We start from the raw sequence: 17,607 nt of genomic DNA, 5'->3' as shown, positions 1-17,607 counted from the left end.
TCCGCTATTGAGTCAACCATATAGGCCACGAGATGCGTAATGTACGGTGAACTGCTCTTCAGGAAAGCTATCGAAACCCAGGCTCAACACCTTGCCAGGCCAACGAAATTCGGTTTTCCCTTCGTTGGGACGGTAGACAGACGTGTATACCGTACCCAGGCCCCGCCGATAATCATGGCGAAACAGCGGAGGCGCTGAAAAGGCCGCAATCAGGCGCTCATCCGTGGTGGCGTCATCATCCACCAGAATGGATAACTGACGTTCGCGAATCAGGGTTTCCGAGGCCAGTGCGTGGGCATACCATTCAATCTTCTTCTGATGATTAGTGGCCACGGCGACCCGCTTGATACTGGCAGGCCGATCCGGCGCGATCATGGCAGTCACGTAGCGTCCGGCGGCATCGGCTACCGTGATGTTATAGGCCATATGCGTCGGCACCCTTTTCAGTACAGCCGCCGCTTCGGGTACAGTGGCGCAGAACTCCAGAATGTAACGCAGAATAATCGGAGCACCGAAACCCTCACCCACCACCTTACGCCCGCCAAAAGCCAGTGAGACGGCAAGCCCCGCATCATTCATGCCGTCCAGTACGCCCCACAGGCAATCCGACATGGCAATCACCTGACGCTGGTTCCAGCAGGTGTAGAGAATAGTGCCCTCGCAAAGCTCTGGCGGGTAATCGTAATTACGTGCCAGCACGGTTGACTGTGGACTTGCCAGCACCGCCTGAGAGCAACCGGTGATGTACGGCGGTGGCCGATACAGGCTTAACAGCCGCGATGAAAGATCGCCGCCCCCGGCCAGCTCGCACAGGGTGTTGTAGGTCCCCAGCAGCTCCGGCATATGGTGACGCAGGGCGTTGTAGCACTCCAGATAAGAGGGGCGCTCACGCTCACCTTCAGTCAGGTACCAGGGCCGATAAGCCGGCCAGTGGTACTCGAACAGCGACTGCCATTTTGGCCCTGCCATTGGCTCGTGAACGACGCGAAACGTCAATGCCTTGTTCAGTTCGCCATCCAGCGCCGAGCCTGCAGCATGATGGCCATCCATCATCACAGGATCTTGAAGTTGCCACCGCCGATAGCATGGCTGACGGCAACTTCCTCCACCACAGGGTCTTGCAGTGCTTGCCCGGTGTATTGCTGACGAATCCCGTCTATCCAGGCCTTGGCCCGGTCATTGAGCTGGAAGTCATCATCCATCAAGCGGCCGCGGGTAATCAGAATACCCAGATCAGCGCCTTCATAGCGGAAATCACCCGCTCCACTGATGCGCAGGAAGAAGGCTTCGTTTTCATTTTCTGCTGCATGCGGGTGGTAGCTGTAATGATCGTAGCTGATATCGCCTCCTTCATGCATGCGCCAAACGCCGGTCTGCGGCGCCTGGGTCAGCAGGTCGACGCTTTCATCAGTATGCTTGATCACCAGCTGGCTCCAGCTATCGACACTTTCAGGATGCGCCCAGCGCTCATTGATGTCGTCGATATCCAGGTCGAAGTCGACCTCGGAAAATTCCAGCAGATGGAACAGGAAGAGCGGAATATCCGAGTGGGCAAAAGCCGCCACGTTGGTCAGTGAGCTTGCACCCGTCACGCGCGGGTTAAGTTCGCCCAGATAGACATCATTGGTGTCCATATCAATCAGGAAGTCGAGCTCGAAATAACCGCGATAGCCTTCTTCGCGCAGGGCTTCACCAAACTTGAAGGTATATTCACGGGCCAGGTCGCGCACTTCCTGACTGAAAGCACCCGCAAACATCTCGTTACCGCACCAGCCACCCTTGTAAGGTGTCAGGGTCTTGAAGCCCACCAGCTCGGTCATCAGCGGGCCCACCACGGTGCCACAACGGGTCGCGCAGGCTTCTATCGCGGAGCCGCGACAGTTGATGCGCTTCATGATCTTGACTTCAGGCTCCGCCTCAATCTCTTCGGCGTGCTTGTAGTAGTCTTCTTCATTGGCAATAAAGAAGGTGGTGTGACCAGAGTCGCCAAAGGCTGTCTGTACCACAAGGTCAGTACCCAACGCCTGGCTGGCTTCTACCAGCTCCTGGTAGCTGCCGACCTTGGCCAGCACGTTGGGCACGCTGGGCACGCCGGCTTTATTGCCGATACGTACTGTTTCAATCTTGTTGTCCATGCGCGTACGCAGCTCGGCTGGGGGAAGGCGACCCGTAGTCCCAGCTGCTTGCAGATTTCTTCGGTATGCTCGTCAAACATCAGAAACGAGGCCACACCGGCATTTTCGCCATCCGCGCGAGATTGAATGAAATCAATCACTTCCTTGTGCTCAAGCAGATAGTTATTAATATCTTCAATGCTTTCGAAATCGCGGGGAAACTTCTGCTTGGGAACAAAGACGTTACGCTGTTTGCCTTCAAAGCAGTCAATGTAGTTGATATGGCGGAAAGCACCGACCCAGTCGCCAATCCCCAAAAGGTTGAAGTTGGTGGCAGAAATAAAGTAGATGGGTTCTTTGTTGTTACGAAAATGACGACGAACATCAGCAATGGACGTAATCTTGTTCATTGTTATAGCTCCTTGTTTAACAGCTGCTTCAGGTCGCACTGGGCCAGTGCCGACCAGGCGTTTTGTTATATAGCGCGCTAGTTGCCTGAACCTGGCGGTTAGTCTGGCGCTGAATGAGTCTTGCCTATCTCGATCGGTCAAATCCGAACACCCCCAGCATCTTCCTGTCAGTCCTGTCAGACGGTGTCCTCAAGGAAGATGCTTTCTTGGTCATAATCTCTTGGCAATTGGCGATTAGCTGTTAGTAATTACTTTTCAGAACACTTCCTGGTCAGCACGTACCGGCTTGGCCAGTGGCCCCAAGGTATCCAGGAAGGGCGAGGAACCGTTTTCACTGCGGTACAGCGAGAAATCCACATCACGGTCGCGAAAGCTTTTGAGCGGCTGTCCCAGGCCATGCAGGCCATTTTCACGTTCACGGCGCACACGGTTAAGATCAATTTCAATCGGGATGACTTCGTCTCCAATCCCCGACTGGTGAATCACATCGCCCGATGGCCCTACGACAATCGAACGCCCATTGCCCAGGGCGCCAGCGCCGTTGATATCAAAGAAGTAGCACTGATTGATGGCCGCATTGGTGCGCGCGATGGAAAGCTCGATATCCCGGTCGATGGTATCGGTCATGGTTGGATGCAGAATGACTTCAGCGCCCATCGCTGCCAGGGTACGTGTTGTCTCGGGGAACCACATGTCATAGCAGATAGAGACACCAAAACGGCCTACTGTCGGCACATCAAACACCACAAATTCAGTGCCGCCTTCAATACCTGCTTCATAAGGCCGGAAAGGAAACATCTTACGGTAACGGGTCACCACTTCTCCCTGTGGGTTAATCACCACCAGGGTATTGTAAACATGCTCGCCTATCTGCTCGAACATCGAACCGGGGATCAACCAGATGCGATGCTGGGCCGCCAGCTGGCAGAACATCGCCTCAGTATCGCTGGGCAACACCTGGGCATTGAGCGGCGAGGCGCCCATGGGCATCAGCTCACTGAACATGACCATCTGAACTTTCGGAAAGCGGTTCATCAGGGCATCAACGCGATGACGCATGGCGTCGGTATTGTCGCCGTGGTGCAGGGCATGCATTTGAACACCGGCAATGGTGAAATAAGACATTAGCTTCTCTCTGCGTCAGGCGATCTGACTGTTTTAGCCTGGCTGGACGAAAGGAATGTTGGTATTAGCCAGGCAAGTGGTGAATGGATTTGACTTCATGTTAAGCCAATCAAGCGCTGAATTGGCGTTGACCAGACCACTGGCCAAATGATTAATTTCTATTTACATGAGTAAATATCACACAATATCTTTTGGGTCGATCTCCAGTTCACAGCGTTTGACTGATTTGGTCACAATATAAGTGAAATAGCGTTCTATGCCCGCGTCAGACACCAGCCACTGATCGATCAGACGCTGATAGCCATCAATAGTGCGGGTTTCAAATTTCACCAGGTAATCCACGCCACCGCCCACGGCAACGCATTCCGTTACTTCCGGGGTCTGCATCACCAGAGCTTCAAAGCAGGCAAAGCTGGCAGCATCGTGCTTTTTAAGCTCGATCTGCACCCAGACCGGGTTACGTGGCACCAGTATCTGGGTGTTGATGCGGGCACTGTACCCCTGAATAACGCCGGCTTTTTCCAGCCGTTTTACCCTTTCCCAGCAGGGGCTGACCGAAAGATTGATCGCCTCGGCCAGCTTGGATTTGGTGATCCTCCCGTCACGCGAGAGGATTTCCAGAATTTTCAGATCATAGCGGTCAATTTTCATCATGACAGGTATTTACCACCCAAGGTATTTGTCGCCTCAGGCGTCAAGGGTCTCCACCACGTCGGCAATCACGGCCAGCGTATCGCCCATATTGATCAGCGCCGGGGCACGTCGTGCCATCAGCACGCCGTCACGCTCGGCATAATAGGTCACCGGTGCGCTGCCGCTGCGGGTCATGTCGTACACATGGGCAATCGGCTGGCCCTTGGTCACGCTATCACCCAGCGCCACCATCAGTTCCAGCACGCCACTATGCTGGCTTTGCACGTAGCAGCTGGCATCCGGCATATCCAGGTACTGCTGGCCACTTTGAGGCATTTCCACCTCGCCCTGAACCAACCCATAATGAATCAGGAAGTTGCGCACACCGCGTTCGGTAATGGCCATGCTTTCCGGCGTGGAAGTGCCGCCGCCACCCAGTTCAGTGGCGACAAACACCTTACCCTGGCGCTCACAGGCGGTATCAAAGAGCTTTTCCGCATCCAGCTCGAACATCACCATGGCATAAGGTGCACCAAAGGCCTTGGCACCTTCTAACGCGGCTTGCTGCTGGTCTTTATCGTCCAGCACGTGAGAAGCGCCAAAGGGCAGAATATCCAGCGTGCGACCACCGGAGTGCAGATCCAGCACGACGTCGCTCATCGGCACCAGGACGCGGGTAAAGTAATCGGCAATCTGCTCGGTAACGCCGCCGTTAGGGTCACCGGGAAAGCTGCGGTTGAGGTTGCCCCCATCCAGCCCTGAGGTGCGCTTGCCGGCCATCACCGCCGGGGTGTTCATACAGGGCACAATAATCACCCGCCCGGATACATCTTCCGGCTGCAGGGAAGAAGACAGCTTCAGCAGAGATGTAATGCCTTCGTATTCATCGCCGTGATTACCCCCGATTAACAGCGCCGTCGGGCCTTCACCATTCTTGACCACGGTGACCGGGATCATCACCGCGCCCCAGGCGGACTCATCGGTAGAAATCGGCAACTTCAGAAAACCGTGCTGGATGCCTTCGGCATCAAAATCTACGGTGGCAGAAATCGGGCTGGGCCGCATGCTCATGGTATTTCCTTGTTCACTGATAGAAAGTTATTTAACGAACAACTGACGCGGAAAATCCGCCAGCGTTTCACAGCCGTCTTCGGTAATCAGGATGCTTTCGGTAATTTCCAGCCCCCAGTCGTCTACCCAAAGCCCGGGCATGAAGTGGAACGTCATGCCTGGCCGTAGCTCAGACTCGTCTGAAGGGCGCAAACTCATGGTACGCTCACCCCAGTCTGGCGGGTAGGAAATCCCGATTGGGTAACCACAGCGGGCGCCGCCGCGGTCAAAGCCGTATTTATCCATCGCCGAACCCAGGGCCATGGCAATATCCGCCGTGCGGTTGCCAGGCTTAGCCACGGCCAGACCGTTTTCGATGCCTTCCAGTAGCGCCGATTCAGCGCGCAAAAAGTCTTTAGGGGGCGTACCCAGGAAAACCGTCCGCGACATAGGCGCATGGTAGCGTTTATAGACACCGGCAATCTCGAAGAAGGTACCTTCACCTTCACGAAACGGCGTGTCATCCCAGGTCAGGTGAGGGGCTGCCGCATCCTTGCCGGTGGGCAGCATGGGCACGATGGCCGGATAATCACCGCCAAACACCTTGCCGTTGTCATCAATATAACCTTCGATACCCACCCGGTAGATTTCAGAAACCAGCTTGCTTTTTGGCAAACCCGGTTCAATCATTTCCAGAATACGCGAATGCATGCCTTCAACAATCTTGGCCGCACAGCGCATGTAGGCAATCTCCTGGGGAGATTTGATTGCCCGGCACCAGTTGACCAGACTGTTGGCATCCATAAAGCGCGCATGAGGCAATTCACGCAGCAGGCTCAGGTAGGCCTTGGCAGAAAAGTAGTAGTTATCCATTTCCATCCCGACCACCCCTTCATGCCAGCCGCGATCCGGCATGATGGACTGGGCAAGATACTCCATCGGGTGCATGTCAGGATTCTGCACATAGTGATCCGGGTAGTAGGTTATATTCTCCGGATCAATCCAGCAGGTGCGCAGCGCGCCATTCGCATCCATACGACGGCCATACCAAACCGGCTCGCCTTCAAGACCTACGAGCACACACTGATGCACATAAAAAGACCAGCCGTCATAGCCGGTCAACCAGGCCATATTGGAAGGGTCACTAACGATCAGAACGTCAATGCCGCGGCTTGCCATTTCAGCGCGCACCTTCCAAAGCCGATTAGCGTACTCTTCACGTGTGAAGGGCAGGGAAACCTGAGTCGTCATCGGGCAACTCGTTATCAAAGGGATCACCAAGAACCGAAAAAGCGACTCTCGTCGCTTTTTCGGACCACCGGATCGACCTGGCCACCCCCGCAGTAGGCCCGCCAATGTCGTCTTGAGACGATACTAGCACCCTACCTTGGTTGCGGGTCAAAGCCTTTATGACAAAAAAACCATTCACCTCAGAAACCGAAACCATCGTTAACACAAAAAGCGGAGCCAACATGAAAATAGTGGTACATATCGAAGACGCTCAACGCTGGCAAAACGCCCTCGCCAGCGCTTTCCCGGACGCTCAGGTCATCACCAGTGATGCTCCATCCGAAGAGCGCATCAACGCTGATTACCTGGCGGTCTGGAAGCCTTCAGAATCACTGCTGCGCGAGCAGACCCAGCTCAAGGCGATCATCAACCTCGGCGCCGGTGTCGACTATCTGCTGCATACCCCTGGCCTGCCCGGTAATGTCCCTATCGTTAAACTGCGCGATGCGGGCATGGGTGAGCTGATGGCCGATTACGTGCGCTATGGCGTGCTGCATTTTCAGCGTAGCTTTGACCGCTATCGTGCCCAGCAGCCCAAGGCCCACTGGCTGACCCATGAAGTGCCTGACAAGGCCGACTGGCCAGTCGGCATTCTGGGCCTGGGCGCTATCGGCACCCATGTGGCCCAGGCGCTGAGTCACGATGGTTTTCCGGTGCTGGGCTGGAGCCGCTCGCCCAAGCAGATTGACGGTGTCAGCTGCTATTACGGTGAGCAAGGCCTGGCCGATGTATTGCGCCAGTCGAAAACGCTGGTGACACTGCTGCCGGATACAACGGCCACCCGTGGCCTGATCAACGCCGAGCGTCTAGCGCTGCTGCCTGATGGCGCCAGCCTGATCAACCCCGGACGCGGAACCCTGCTTGACCATGACGCCCTGCTGGAAGCGCTAGGCGATAACGGCCATCTGCGCGGCGCCCTGCTGGATGTGTTCCCGGAAGAGCCGCTGTCTGAACAAAGCCCGCTGTGGCAGCAGCCTAACGTGATCATTACCCCGCATATGTCAGCCCCTACCCCGCTGAATGAGGCCATCGACCAGGTGATCGACACCCTGCGCGCCTTTGAGGCGGGAGAAAAGGTCGCCACCATCAACCGCCAGGAAGGCTACTGATGATACATTTTTTAAATACGCGTTTTAAAAACACTTTTTTATTAGCAGTTGATCAGGAACCGAATGGCCCCTGACAGGCTCACAACAGAATGCACGCTTCCTTCAGAGACACGCCGCCTAATGATAACCCTTAAAAACCCAACGTTATCGACATCACAACCCAAATCCTGGCTGAAAGCCCTGATCGCTAGTACTGCGCTCCTGATGCCGCCGGTTAGCGGCTTGGCCGTGGCTGACAACACCGCTACGCAGGGTGATCTTCAGCCATTGGCCCCCTTTGAAGCCCAATATCGTCTGGAAGTGAGCGGCTGGCCAGGTGCCACCATTACCCATCAGCTGAGCGAGGAAAGCCAGCACTGGCTCAGTGATATGCGCTTTTCCATCACCATTGCACGGGGCCAGGAACGCAGCCGCTTTACTGCCGATGAAGCCAACACGCACTCCTTGATGTATGACAGCAGTTATTCAGTCCTCGGTATCGGTGATAGCTATCAGCTCAGGGCGAGCGAACTTACCGTCCTGGACCGACAGACCGCGATTATCGACCTGGCCAGGCGCGCGGGTAGCGAGACCTGTACTGTTCAGGCACCCTGCGATATGTATTTTGCCGACCACCGTGGCCGCAACGAGCACTTCAGCTACTACCTGGCTGATATCCACCGCCTCAAGGTGCCCGCTGGCGAATTTGATACTCAGTCTGTGATACTGTTCGATAACGAAAAACCTGATCGCCAACTGCGTATCAGCTTTCATGCCGATTACCCAGGCTTAATCCTCGAAGCGCTTTACCAGAAAGATGGCAAGCGCAATACCCATATCACCCTCACCCGGCTGAATTCACTGGGTGATAGCACAGACTGATTTATGCTCTCCGGACTCGTTATCGTTTTATTGCCGCTGCTGCTCGGTTATCTGGTGCCTGTGCGCCAACCAAGCTGGCAGGCGGTTATCAATCACGCCGTCAATGGCTCGGTGTACGTCATCCTGCTGCTCATGGGCATCAGCCTTGCCGGGCTTGAAAACCTGGCCTCCCAGCTTTCCGCTCTGGGCAGCAAAGCGCTTTTACTGTTTACCCTGACCACTTTATTTAATCTGGTGGCGTTGTGGTGGCTATCACGGCATCTCAAGCTCAAGGCAGGCACCTCGCCAGTCATCAACGACGCCCCCACCAGCAAACTGGCGGCCATGCAGGGTTCGCTGTTGCTGGTGGCAGTGGTGGCCGCTGGCGTCATTATCGGCCTGCTCTTGGGGCCAACCGTTGGCGACATCTTGTTTGATACCGCTGACCGCCTGGCGGAATGGGTGCTGTATGCACTGCTGGCGCTGATTGGCTGCCAGCTGCGCAACTCCGGCATGCCGCTGCGCCAGATCCTGCTGAACCGCATGGGGCTTGGCATAGCGGTAACGCTGGGGGCCAGCTCACTATTGGCGGGGCTGGCGGCGGCACCGCTGCTGAGTTTACCGTGGAACGAAGGCCTGGCCATGGCCGCTGGCTTTGGCTGGTATTCGCTCTCGGCAATTCTGATTGGCGATCAGCTTGGCCCCTTGATGGGTGGCGTGGCGTTTTTCAACGACCTGACCCGTGAGCTGCTGGCCTTTATCCTGATTCCTCTGGTGATTCACCGCTACACCGCCATGGCGATTGGCTATGGCGGCGCGACCTCGATGGACTTCACCCTGCCGGTGATTCAGCAGCATGGCGGCGTGGCCTGCGTACCGGTCGCCGTGGTCAGCGGCTTTATTCTGTCCCTGCTGTCGCCACCGCTGATTCTGTTCTTTTTATCGTTATCGGGGTGAATGTCGTCTAAAAAATGGCCTAGCATACGTATTGAGCCTGTTCATCCACGCAAGGACGCTTTGGCACCATGTTAAACGGCATCTGGTTAAGCTTTTTATCGCGGCCTTTGCCGCCTCGCTGTGGCAATGGCTGATCGGCGGTGATCATGAAGTCTTCGCCCGCCTGGTCCAGTCGCTGTTTGATATGGCCAGGGTCAGCGTGGATATCATTCTGGTGCTGCTGGGCACCATGACCCTATGGCTGGGGTTTCTGTCGATAGCCGAAAAAGCTGGGCTGATCCGCCTGCTGGGGCGCGCGCTTGACCCACTGTTCAGCCGCCTGATGCCTGAAGTACCGCCCGGCCACCCCGCCATGGGGCTGATCAGCATGAACTTTGCCGCCAACATTCTTGGCCTGGATAACGCCGCCACGCCAATTGGCATTAAGGCAATGCACTCCCTGCAGGAACTCAACCCCAGCCGCGATACCGCCAGCAACGCCCAGATTCTGTTTCTGGTGCTCAATACATCCTCGCTGACACTGTTGCCAGTGACCATCTTCATGTATCGCGCCCAGCAGGGCGCTGAGGACCCGACGCTGGTCTTCCTGCCTATTCTGCTGGCCACCAGTACCTCCAGCCTGGCCGGGCTGCTGGTGGTAGCTATCGTGCAACGCATCAAACTCTGGCAGCCGGTCATCCTGGCCTACCTGCTGGCCGCGGCTCTGAGTCTGGGGCTCTTGCTGACAACACTTGCCGGCATGTCCGCTCAGGCGCTGGCCGCCGCCTCTACCCTGGTGGGTAACCTGACGCTGTTCAGTATTGTCATGCTGTTTCTGTGCGTGGCCGCGCTGCGCGGGGTCAAGGTCTACGATGCCTTTATCGAAGGTGCCAAGGAGGGCGTCAGCTTCACTATTACGCTACTCCCCTACCTGATTGCCATGCTGGTGGCGGTGGGCGTATTGCGCGCCAGCGGCGTGCTGGATGGCGGCTTGAGCATTATTCGCTGGCTGATTGAAGGCGTGGGCTGGGATACCCAATTTGTCGATGCCCTGCCCACGGCTTTCGTCAAACCGCTTTCCGGCAGCGGCGCCCGCGCCATGATGATTGAAACCATGGACACCTTCGGCGTCGACAGCTTCCCAGGCCTGCTTGCCGCCACCATGCAGGGCAGCACCGAAACCACCTTCTACGTACTGGCGGTGTACTTTGGTGCCGTCGGCATCACGCGCATCCGCCACGGCCTCGGCTGCGCCCTGTTTGCCGATGCGGCAGGCATCATCACCGCCATTCTGGTGTGCTACTGGTTTTTTGGTTAGGAACCGGGATGTTTTTTAGGCTTTGGGCATGTGGTTCTTAAACCATCAATGCCAGGTCTTCCTGAACCACCTAAGAATGGCGAAACGCAATGTCGATAAGTGCCTTCTAGCCCGGTAACGAAGTGACTTATCACTTAAGCCTTTCAAGCCAATATTGAGGGCGTCGACGATCATGGGCAACCGCCAGAACCTGAAAGCCATCCGGCTTCTCTCGGTAAACGATGGATAGCGGAAACCTGTGCAGCGGTGCCCTGCGAATATCAGGCTTTAATTCAACTTGCCAGGCGCATGGTGACTCACCCACTAGATTGGCAAGGGCCTCAAATTCCTCGATCAAGGCACCGCCCAGCCCTGGAATTTTTGATTCGTAATAACCAACAGATTCCAAAAACTCGGCTTCCGCTGCCGGGTGGAAGGAATACTTCATTTGATCAGGGCTCGAGCCTTCCTTAGAACATCCTCACTGCAGACAGCCTGTACCCACCCGTTGTCGAGCTCTTCCCCCCTTCTTTCGGCTTCGAGTAGCCAGTCTGACCTGAGCTCTTCCTCTGAAGGAGACTCCAGACTCAACACCAGGCGCTGAACCAACTGAGCTCGTTCTTTTTTGGGCAGATGAAGCGCTTCGTCTGCAATTTTCTGGAGATTCATTAAAAGAAACCTCTCGTTCACGTATCACTCAATATTGGCACGGATAAATACCCGCTGCCACCGCCAACATAACGGTTTATTACCTATCACCCCTTCCAGGCAACCATAAACAGCAGGCTGCCCGGATTGTGACATCAGCTAGCCCTTGCTGCCCTCGCGGCATGGAGTTTTTGATAGCTTTCGATCAGGCGCTGGTGGCGCTCCAACCCTTCCAGCGCCATGCTGGTGGGTTCCAGACCAAAGAAGCGCACCTCACCCGCGACCGACCCCACCACTGCTGACATGGTGGCTTCACCAAACATGCGTGTCAGGTTAGGCAGGTAGTCTTCCAGCGCCAGCTCATCATCAAGGACAATTTCCAGCACCGCATTTACCGCCTGATAGAAAAGCCCGCGCTCAACGGTGTTGTCGTTGTACTGCAGGAACATCTGCACATACTCCAGCGCCGCCTCATGCTCCTGAAGCGCCAGATGGATCAACAGCTTAAGCTCCAGCAGGGTCAGCTGGCCCCAGACGGTATTTTCATCAAACTCGATGCCAATCAGGGTGATGATATCGCTATGCTCATCCACTTCGCTGTCTTCCAGGCGTTCCAGCAGTGCTGCCAGCTGCTCATCATCCAGGCGATGCAGATTGAGGATATCCTCACGAAACGCCAGCGCCTTGTTGGTGTTATCCATGATCAAGTCTTCCAGCGGGTAGACCTCTGAATACCCCGGCACCAGAATACGGCAGACTGGCGCCCCCAGGTCTTCATGCACGGCCACATAGACTTCGGCTTCAAGGTCTTCAAAAATGCCGAACAGGGTGTCCGCTTCTTCCTGAGTGGAACCGGAGAAATTCCAGTCGCAGAAATCGAAATCCGCCCGGGCGCTGAAGAAGCGCCAGGACACCACGCCCACGGAATCAATAAAGTGCTCAACGAAGTTGTTCGGCTCGCTGACCGTCTGGGAATTGAAGGTCGGCAGCGGCAAATCGTTCAGGCCTTCAAAACTGCGCCCCTGCAACAGCTCGGTCAGGCTGCGTTCCAGCGCCACTTCAAAGCTTGGGTGCGCGCCAAAAGAGGCAAACACCCCGCCGGTACGCGGGTTCATCAGGGTCACGCACATCACCGGGAACTGCCCGCCCAGGGAGGCATCCTTGACCAGCACCGGGAAGCCCTGGGCCTCAAGCGCCTCGATACCTGCCACGATGCCAAGGTAGCGGGCCAGCACTTCAGCGGGCACATCAGGCAGGGTCAGTTCCTGCTCCAGAATTTCCCGCTTGACCGCTCGCTCGAAAATCTCTGACAGGCACTGCACCTCGGCTTCCGCCAGGGTATTGCCCGCGCTCATACCGTTGCTGAGAAACAGGTTCTCGATCAGGTTGGAGGGGAAATACACCGTCTCGCCATCGGATTGGCGGGTAAACGGCAGCGCGACAATCCCACGGTCGGCGCGGCCGGAATTGGTATCGATCAGGTGCGAGCCGCGCAGCTCGCCTTCCGGGTTGTAGATCGCCAGACAGTGCTCATCCAGCAGCCCTTCCGGCAGTTCATCATTCGGCCCTGGTTGAAACCAGCGCTCCTTGGGGTAGTGGACAAACTCACTGCCCGCGATCTCCGGCCCGAAATACTGATCGTTATAGAAGAAGTTACAGCTCAGGCGCTCGATAAACTCGCCCAACGCCGAACACAGCGCGGCTTCCTTGGTCGCGCCCTTGCCGTTGGTAAAGCACATGGGCGCCGCCGCATCACGAATATGCAACGACCAGACGTTGGGCACGATGTTGCGCCAGGAAGCAATCTCGATTTTCATGCCCAGGTCGGCCAGCAGGCCACTCATGGTGGCGATGGTCTCTTCCAGCGGCTTGTCCTTGCCTTCGATATAGGTCTCGCCACCTTCTGGGGCGCCCATCAGCAGCGCCTGGGCGTCCTCGTCGATATTATCGACCGTCTCGATGACAAACTCTGGCCCGGTCTGCACCACCTTTTTCACCGTGCAGCGGTCAATCGAGCGCAACATGCCCTGGCGGTCTTTCTCGGAAATATCCTCCGGCAGCTCGATCTGGATCTTGAAGATCTGCTTGTAGCGGTTTTCTGGGTCGACAATGTTGTTCTGGGACAGGCGGATATTTTCGGTGGGAATACCCCGGGCATTACAGTAGACCTTGACGAAATACGCCGCACACATGGCGGACGACGCCAGAAAGTAATCAAACGGCCCCGGTGCCGAGCCATCGCCCTTATAGCGAATCGGCTGGTCAGAGATAACGCTGAAGTCGTCAAACTTGGCTTCCAGACGCAGGTTATCGAGATAATTGACTTTAATTTCCATGCGGAGTCCCGGATAAAGGAATGAGGTGCGCCATTGCATTGGCGAATGGCGCCATTATCCAGTTTTTACCCCGGTACGTCTTGGGCCGTGTAGCGAGCGGACGAAATATCCAAGTAATTTCTGAGACAGTCAAACGACGGGAGGGCTCGTTATTCCCGCATACTCACCACCCCGTCATTCCCGCAGGCTTTTAGCGGGAATCCATGTTGACCTTGAGTTTCAGGCTCTGGCGAGAAAGGTCAAGGTGGATTCCCGATTACTCCATTCGGGAATGACAGTATCCAACGACGAGTCGATTTGCTGCGTAAATTGTAGGGTTAAACAACCTTTTTCCAGTGCGTGACATCTTGAATTTCCGCCAATTCATCTTCTTCGGCTTGTTGCGTCTTATAAAGATCCCACCTGATTTGCAGGTTCAACCAGAAATCGGCTGAGACACCAAAGAACCGAGCCAAACGCAGCGCAGTGCTAGGCGTAATACCACGCTTCTGATTAACTAGTTCATTAACCCTTTGATAAGGAACATGAATAGCATCTGCTAGCTGGCGCTGCGTAATGTGCATTGGACGCAGGAACTCCTCTACCAGCATTTCGCCAGGATGAGTCGGCTGCCTATGTGTAGGAATGCGGACCATACTTCACCTCTAATGATAATCAGTTAACTCTACTTCGTCGGGCCCAGCGTCAGTCCATTTAAAACAGATCCTGTATTGATCGTTCACTCGAATGCTGTGCTGCCCCTTTCTGTCGCCAGATAAGGATTCCAAGCGGTTACCTGGAGGAACTTTTAACTCATCTCTATGCACAACAGAATCAAGTAATTCGAGCTTTATTGACGCGATTCGCCACAAAGACTGCGGACATACTTTACGAGCGGCCTTTGAGGCCACTCCGTTGAATACGTCTTCCGTGCCTTTATCTTTGAAATGAATGATCATGGTATAACGGTAGCACGGTATTCATGCTACAACAATGCAAGTAAGATTGAGATTAACGCGACCATATCGTGCGGCCCGTCGCCCCGTCATTCCCGCAGGCTTTTAGCGAGAATCCATGTTGACCTTGGGTTTCAGGCTCTGGCGAGAAAGGTCAAGGTGGGTTCCCGATTACTCCATTCGGGAATGACGGAACTGGGGGATTCGGGAATGGTTCACCAGTACTACATCCCCCGTGCCGTCGTCATCCATGCTTGCCATTGAGTACAGCCTTGCATCATTTTTTTATCAGACTCAACATATTAGCAGGCGCTATAAAAACGTCTTTTTACCGATTTTGTATTTTTTCAGTAGATGGTATTTGTCCGCTAGCGCCAGCAAGTCGGTGCGTGCCGTTTGATACGCGATGCCATGCGCATTTTGGTGGGACTTGATCGTGTATTCCATGCCTGGATTATCCAGCGCATTTTTTAAAAGCCCTAATTGACGGTGATTCAGTAATCCGTTGAGCTGTGATTTCTTGAGAATTTTTTCAGCCTCTCTGACCTCGCCTGCCTTATCTGCAAGATAGCGATGCAGGTCAGCAATCGATTTTTTGATCACTTCAAGCTGATGGATAATGAAATAGGTCACATCATTACCATCCGTTTCAGTGTGCAGATAAGCCGCCATGTACTGTGCCGGCGCCTGCTTTAACACCCGGGAGATGGAGATATACTCCATCAACCAATACCCTTCCTTCGCCATCACCCAATAGAAAAGCGCCCGCGCTGTTCTACCATTTCCATCCACAAAGGGATGGTCATAGCCAATCATGAAGTGGACAACAATGGCCTTGATAACCGGCGGTATAAAACTCGTCCCGCTGTCACTTTCTGAATTAACAAAGTCACATAGCTGCTGAATACGGTCATCAAGCTGTTGATAGGCTGGCGGCGTATGTAGCAGCTTGTCATCCAGTGAGTAAACCCTGATATCGTCATCCTGCCCGCGAAAAACACCTGCTTTATCTTCGTTTCCAGCAGGTAAGGTATCTTCTGTCACTATTCTATGCAGTTCACAGATCATTGATTTTGTGAGCGTTTCATCCTTGTACTCGCGAATAAAGCGCATGGCATTGTAGTTATTACGAATCATTTTTTCTGAATGATCCTTTGGTGCTCTGCCTGAACGCAGCATATCCTTGGCCACCTGGCGGGTGGTGGCAGCGCCTTCCAGTTGGCTGGAGCTAATCGCTTCTTCAATCAGGGAGTTGATCAGGTAGGTTTGCTTTGTTTGCGGGTCTGAGATGCGGCTGTCCGCCTGGATAGCGCCCGTGGCATTTTCGCTTATCCAGAGGATATCGCGCATGACGGTATCCGGTACGCAAAACCGAAAGGGCGCCCCCTGCTTGTCTTTGAAGGGTAGGTCTTTTGAAATACTCTCCCGCGCATGGCGCATGGCCAGCCAGTAAAGCTCGGCATCATAACCTTCTGGCATCGCCAGATGCCTGAGCTTGTCCCAGTGCAGGTAACGCCCTTTGCTGTCTGTCGGCCCCACCGTGCCACCGAATAGCAACGCTATTTTCGCAATATCACCACTTTTAAGCAGCTCAAGCAGCCTTTCTTTAGGTGGTGGAGAGACAGGTACCTTCATCGAGACCACCTTTGTTACTAATTTTAGTCAGATTAGTATATGGAAGGGCACGATAAATTAATACTAATGATCAGAATTTTAGTAGATAAGAGGGCATAGCACCGCCTCGCAACCTAGTCATACAGTAGTTTGCCAACGCTGATACTTGCCCATCTCGCCTCCGCTCAAGACTGAAGGCGTATCTCCACTGCAAATTCATCGATGCTGGGAATGAAGAGGTTCTTGATCACCACAGGTGTCTTGGCCGCTATCGGCCAAAAGCGGAAGTTAAGGTAATGCTGATATAACGCCAACGGCAGGGGCGCGACGTCAGGAGCGTCCCTTGACCGTACTTGTTACGTGGGTCTAGATCAGAATGGTATGTCATCGTCCCACTCTACTTCAGCTTTTGTCTCGACTAGCACAAGCTTAGCGACTCCAAATTTTGCGAGCATTTCATTAAATGATGCCAAGAACTTTTCAGATTCAGATAGGACACTGTTGTCTTTCACTCTGTCCTTCAGGTTCTCCAGATTATCCTGCGGGACAGCATCGACGGACTTCAGAATGGTAACTTTATCCAGTGCCTCACCAATATCTGTTGATTGACCTATGGCGTTACATAATGCGAGCAACATTTTAGATCGTGTTTTTGGAGACTTAACGATCGTGATAAATACTTGCTCAGCAACCTCACCGACGGTTTTGTTTACCCCTTGAATACCTTGGTACTTTCCAATAAAACCATAAGGGTCCATGCCTTTTCGGATTGGTATGATTAAAACATCCCTACCGACGGCCACGCCGATTTCTTGATCGCACCAATTACTCTCTTTAAAACCATCCATTAAGATAGCCGCAAGCGCATCCATCGTTGCGAGCCCTGCCTCAATTTCCTGCTGCCACTCCCGAGATGGTTCAATATCTTCATGAGCAACGAAAGCGGATATAGCATATCTTTTGAGAACTGATTGTAGGTGAGACGTCTGAACCTTGAATGAAGCAAGATGGGTGAGGAATAGTCGAAAGAAGCCTGGTTTCCAGAAAGTTGCTTCGAGTGGCAATTTCGTTGAAAAATTATGTAGAATTTCAAGCTCTTCTGCGATCTTCAAGATTAGATCGTCACTCTCTTTTGCCAGCACTTCCTTGGCGTAAATGCGTTTGCTGTTGGCACTTGGAACTATCCCAGTGTACTCGACTCTGTGAGCATCAAAAAGATGTCTATTTCCGAAAATGTCATTCGGGATTGAAGCTCTTGAGCAATTTTTTC

General features: G+C 54.2%; 18 protein-coding genes. 4 read left to right on the top strand and 14 right to left on the bottom strand.

Annotated elements, in window-relative coordinates:
- Positions 1-12: 12 nt before the first annotated feature.
- From HLB35_RS09270 to doeA, 7 genes are all read right to left on the bottom strand, one after another.
- On the bottom strand, positions 13-1,053 hold the full coding sequence (locus HLB35_RS09270; RefSeq protein WP_235937100.1) for a C45 family autoproteolytic acyltransferase/hydrolase: 1,041 nt from the start codon (positions 1,051-1,053) through the stop codon (positions 13-15).
- Positions 1,053-2,135: a biotin carboxylase gene (locus tag HLB35_RS09265; protein ID WP_235937099.1), complete on the bottom strand. Its 1,083-nt coding sequence runs from the start codon at positions 2,133-2,135 to the stop codon at positions 1,053-1,055. The genes HLB35_RS09270 and HLB35_RS09265 overlap by 1 nt, the downstream gene beginning before the upstream one ends.
- Positions 2,036-2,524 carry a hypothetical protein gene (locus HLB35_RS17215; protein WP_235937098.1) on the bottom strand — a complete coding sequence of 163 codons (489 nt, stop codon included), beginning with the start codon at positions 2,522-2,524 and terminating at the stop codon, positions 2,036-2,038. The genes HLB35_RS09265 and HLB35_RS17215 overlap by 100 nt, the downstream gene beginning before the upstream one ends.
- A 255-nt stretch (positions 2,525-2,779) precedes the next feature.
- On the bottom strand, positions 2,780-3,649 hold the full coding sequence (locus HLB35_RS09260) for a carbon-nitrogen hydrolase family protein (protein ID WP_171702361.1): 870 nt from the start codon (positions 3,647-3,649) through the stop codon (positions 2,780-2,782).
- 177 nt (positions 3,650-3,826) lie between these two features.
- The gene (locus HLB35_RS09255; RefSeq protein WP_171702360.1) at positions 3,827-4,303 is read right to left on the bottom strand and encodes an Lrp/AsnC family transcriptional regulator; all 477 of its coding nucleotides are present in this window, start codon (positions 4,301-4,303) and stop codon (positions 3,827-3,829) included.
- A gap of 33 nt (positions 4,304-4,336) precedes the next feature.
- Positions 4,337-5,353 carry a N(2)-acetyl-L-2,4-diaminobutanoate deacetylase DoeB gene (doeB, locus tag HLB35_RS09250; protein ID WP_171702359.1) on the bottom strand — a complete coding sequence of 339 codons (1,017 nt, stop codon included), beginning with the start codon at positions 5,351-5,353 and terminating at the stop codon, positions 4,337-4,339.
- A 27-nt stretch (positions 5,354-5,380) separates the two neighbouring features.
- Positions 5,381-6,583, bottom strand: a complete 1,203-nt coding sequence (gene doeA, locus HLB35_RS09245) for an ectoine hydrolase DoeA (RefSeq protein WP_171702358.1) — start codon at positions 6,581-6,583, stop codon at positions 5,381-5,383.
- Positions 6,584-6,804: 221 nt separating this feature from the next.
- Here doeA and HLB35_RS09240 point away from each other — a divergent pair, with 221 nt between their 5' ends.
- The 4 genes from HLB35_RS09240 to HLB35_RS09225 all read left to right on the top strand — a co-directional run bounded on the left by HLB35_RS09240 (position 6,805) and on the right by HLB35_RS09225 (position 10,825).
- A complete protein-coding gene (locus HLB35_RS09240; protein ID WP_171702357.1) occupies positions 6,805-7,731 on the top strand; it encodes a 2-hydroxyacid dehydrogenase in 927 nt (308 codons plus the stop codon).
- Between the two features lie 204 nt (positions 7,732-7,935).
- The gene (locus HLB35_RS09235) at positions 7,936-8,592 is read left to right on the top strand and encodes a hypothetical protein (protein ID WP_235937097.1); all 657 of its coding nucleotides are present in this window, start codon (positions 7,936-7,938) and stop codon (positions 8,590-8,592) included.
- A 3-nt stretch (positions 8,593-8,595) separates the two neighbouring features.
- Positions 8,596-9,528: a LysO family transporter gene (locus HLB35_RS09230; protein ID WP_171702356.1), complete on the top strand. Its 933-nt coding sequence runs from the start codon at positions 8,596-8,598 to the stop codon at positions 9,526-9,528.
- A 31-nt stretch (positions 9,529-9,559) separates the two neighbouring features.
- Complete coding sequence (locus HLB35_RS09225; RefSeq protein ID WP_235937096.1) at positions 9,560-10,825, top strand: nucleoside recognition domain-containing protein; 1,266 nt, start codon at positions 9,560-9,562, stop codon at positions 10,823-10,825.
- A 130-nt stretch (positions 10,826-10,955) separates the two neighbouring features.
- Here HLB35_RS09225 and HLB35_RS09220 read toward each other — a convergent pair whose 3' ends face one another.
- The 7 genes from HLB35_RS09220 to HLB35_RS09190 all read right to left on the bottom strand — a co-directional run bounded on the left by HLB35_RS09220 (position 10,956) and on the right by HLB35_RS09190 (position 17,479).
- On the bottom strand, positions 10,956-11,252 hold the full coding sequence (locus HLB35_RS09220; RefSeq protein WP_171702355.1) for a type II toxin-antitoxin system RelE/ParE family toxin: 297 nt from the start codon (positions 11,250-11,252) through the stop codon (positions 10,956-10,958).
- Complete coding sequence (locus HLB35_RS18885; RefSeq protein ID WP_171702483.1) at positions 11,249-11,473, bottom strand: addiction module protein; 225 nt, start codon at positions 11,471-11,473, stop codon at positions 11,249-11,251. The genes HLB35_RS09220 and HLB35_RS18885 overlap by 4 nt, the downstream gene beginning before the upstream one ends.
- A gap of 134 nt (positions 11,474-11,607) precedes the next feature.
- Positions 11,608-13,788 carry an OsmC domain/YcaO domain-containing protein gene (locus HLB35_RS09210; RefSeq protein WP_171702354.1) on the bottom strand — a complete coding sequence of 727 codons (2,181 nt, stop codon included), beginning with the start codon at positions 13,786-13,788 and terminating at the stop codon, positions 11,608-11,610.
- A 317-nt stretch (positions 13,789-14,105) separates the two neighbouring features.
- A complete protein-coding gene (locus HLB35_RS09205) occupies positions 14,106-14,423 on the bottom strand; it encodes a HigA family addiction module antitoxin (protein ID WP_171702353.1) in 318 nt (105 codons plus the stop codon).
- Positions 14,424-14,432: 9 nt separating this feature from the next.
- Positions 14,433-14,726 (bottom strand): type II toxin-antitoxin system RelE/ParE family toxin, encoded by a 294-nt coding sequence (locus tag HLB35_RS09200; protein WP_171702352.1) that lies wholly within the window; start codon positions 14,724-14,726, stop codon positions 14,433-14,435.
- Between the two features lie 309 nt (positions 14,727-15,035).
- Positions 15,036-16,073, bottom strand: coding sequence for a Fic family protein (locus HLB35_RS09195; RefSeq protein WP_216601467.1), 1,038 nt, complete (start codon positions 16,071-16,073; stop codon positions 15,036-15,038).
- Positions 16,074-16,708: 635 nt separating this feature from the next.
- Positions 16,709-17,479: a toll/interleukin-1 receptor domain-containing protein gene (locus HLB35_RS09190; protein WP_216601466.1), complete on the bottom strand. Its 771-nt coding sequence runs from the start codon at positions 17,477-17,479 to the stop codon at positions 16,709-16,711.
- Positions 17,480-17,607 lie beyond the last annotated feature (128 nt).

Source organism: Vreelandella azerica (genome assembly GCF_013112225.1).
GTDB classification, from domain to species: domain Bacteria; phylum Pseudomonadota; class Gammaproteobacteria; order Pseudomonadales; family Halomonadaceae; genus Vreelandella; species Vreelandella azerica.
The sequence above is the reverse complement of the archived record's forward strand: the minus strand, read 5'-3'. Positions and strand labels throughout refer to the sequence as shown.

Coding starts and splice junctions, on each gene's coding strand:
- HLB35_RS18885 (WP_171702483.1), bottom strand. CDS start 11,473: ATGAATCTCCAGAAAATTGCAGACGAAGCGCTTCATCTGCCCAAAAAA.
- HLB35_RS09270 (WP_235937100.1), bottom strand. CDS start 1,053: ATGATGGATGGCCATCATGCTGCAGGCTCGGCGCTGGATGGCGAACTG.
- doeA (WP_171702358.1), bottom strand. CDS start 6,583: ATGACGACTCAGGTTTCCCTGCCCTTCACACGTGAAGAGTACGCTAAT.
- HLB35_RS09255 (WP_171702360.1), bottom strand. CDS start 4,303: ATGATGAAAATTGACCGCTATGATCTGAAAATTCTGGAAATCCTCTCG.
- HLB35_RS09240 (WP_171702357.1), top strand. CDS start 6,805: ATGAAAATAGTGGTACATATCGAAGACGCTCAACGCTGGCAAAACGCC.
- HLB35_RS09220 (WP_171702355.1), bottom strand. CDS start 11,252: ATGAAGTATTCCTTCCACCCGGCAGCGGAAGCCGAGTTTTTGGAATCT.
- HLB35_RS09260 (WP_171702361.1), bottom strand. CDS start 3,649: ATGTCTTATTTCACCATTGCCGGTGTTCAAATGCATGCCCTGCACCAC.
- HLB35_RS09210 (WP_171702354.1), bottom strand. CDS start 13,788: ATGGAAATTAAAGTCAATTATCTCGATAACCTGCGTCTGGAAGCCAAG.
- HLB35_RS09205 (WP_171702353.1), bottom strand. CDS start 14,423: ATGGTCCGCATTCCTACACATAGGCAGCCGACTCATCCTGGCGAAATG.
- HLB35_RS09235 (WP_235937097.1), top strand. CDS start 7,936: ATGCCGCCGGTTAGCGGCTTGGCCGTGGCTGACAACACCGCTACGCAG.
- HLB35_RS09265 (WP_235937099.1), bottom strand. CDS start 2,135: ATGGACAACAAGATTGAAACAGTACGTATCGGCAATAAAGCCGGCGTG.
- doeB (WP_171702359.1), bottom strand. CDS start 5,353: ATGAGCATGCGGCCCAGCCCGATTTCTGCCACCGTAGATTTTGATGCC.
- HLB35_RS09195 (WP_216601467.1), bottom strand. CDS start 16,073: ATGCGCGATATCCTCTGGATAAGCGAAAATGCCACGGGCGCTATCCAG.
- HLB35_RS09230 (WP_171702356.1), top strand. CDS start 8,596: ATGCTCTCCGGACTCGTTATCGTTTTATTGCCGCTGCTGCTCGGTTAT.
- HLB35_RS09200 (WP_171702352.1), bottom strand. CDS start 14,726: ATGATCATTCATTTCAAAGATAAAGGCACGGAAGACGTATTCAACGGA.
- HLB35_RS17215 (WP_235937098.1), bottom strand. CDS start 2,524: ATGAACAAGATTACGTCCATTGCTGATGTTCGTCGTCATTTTCGTAAC.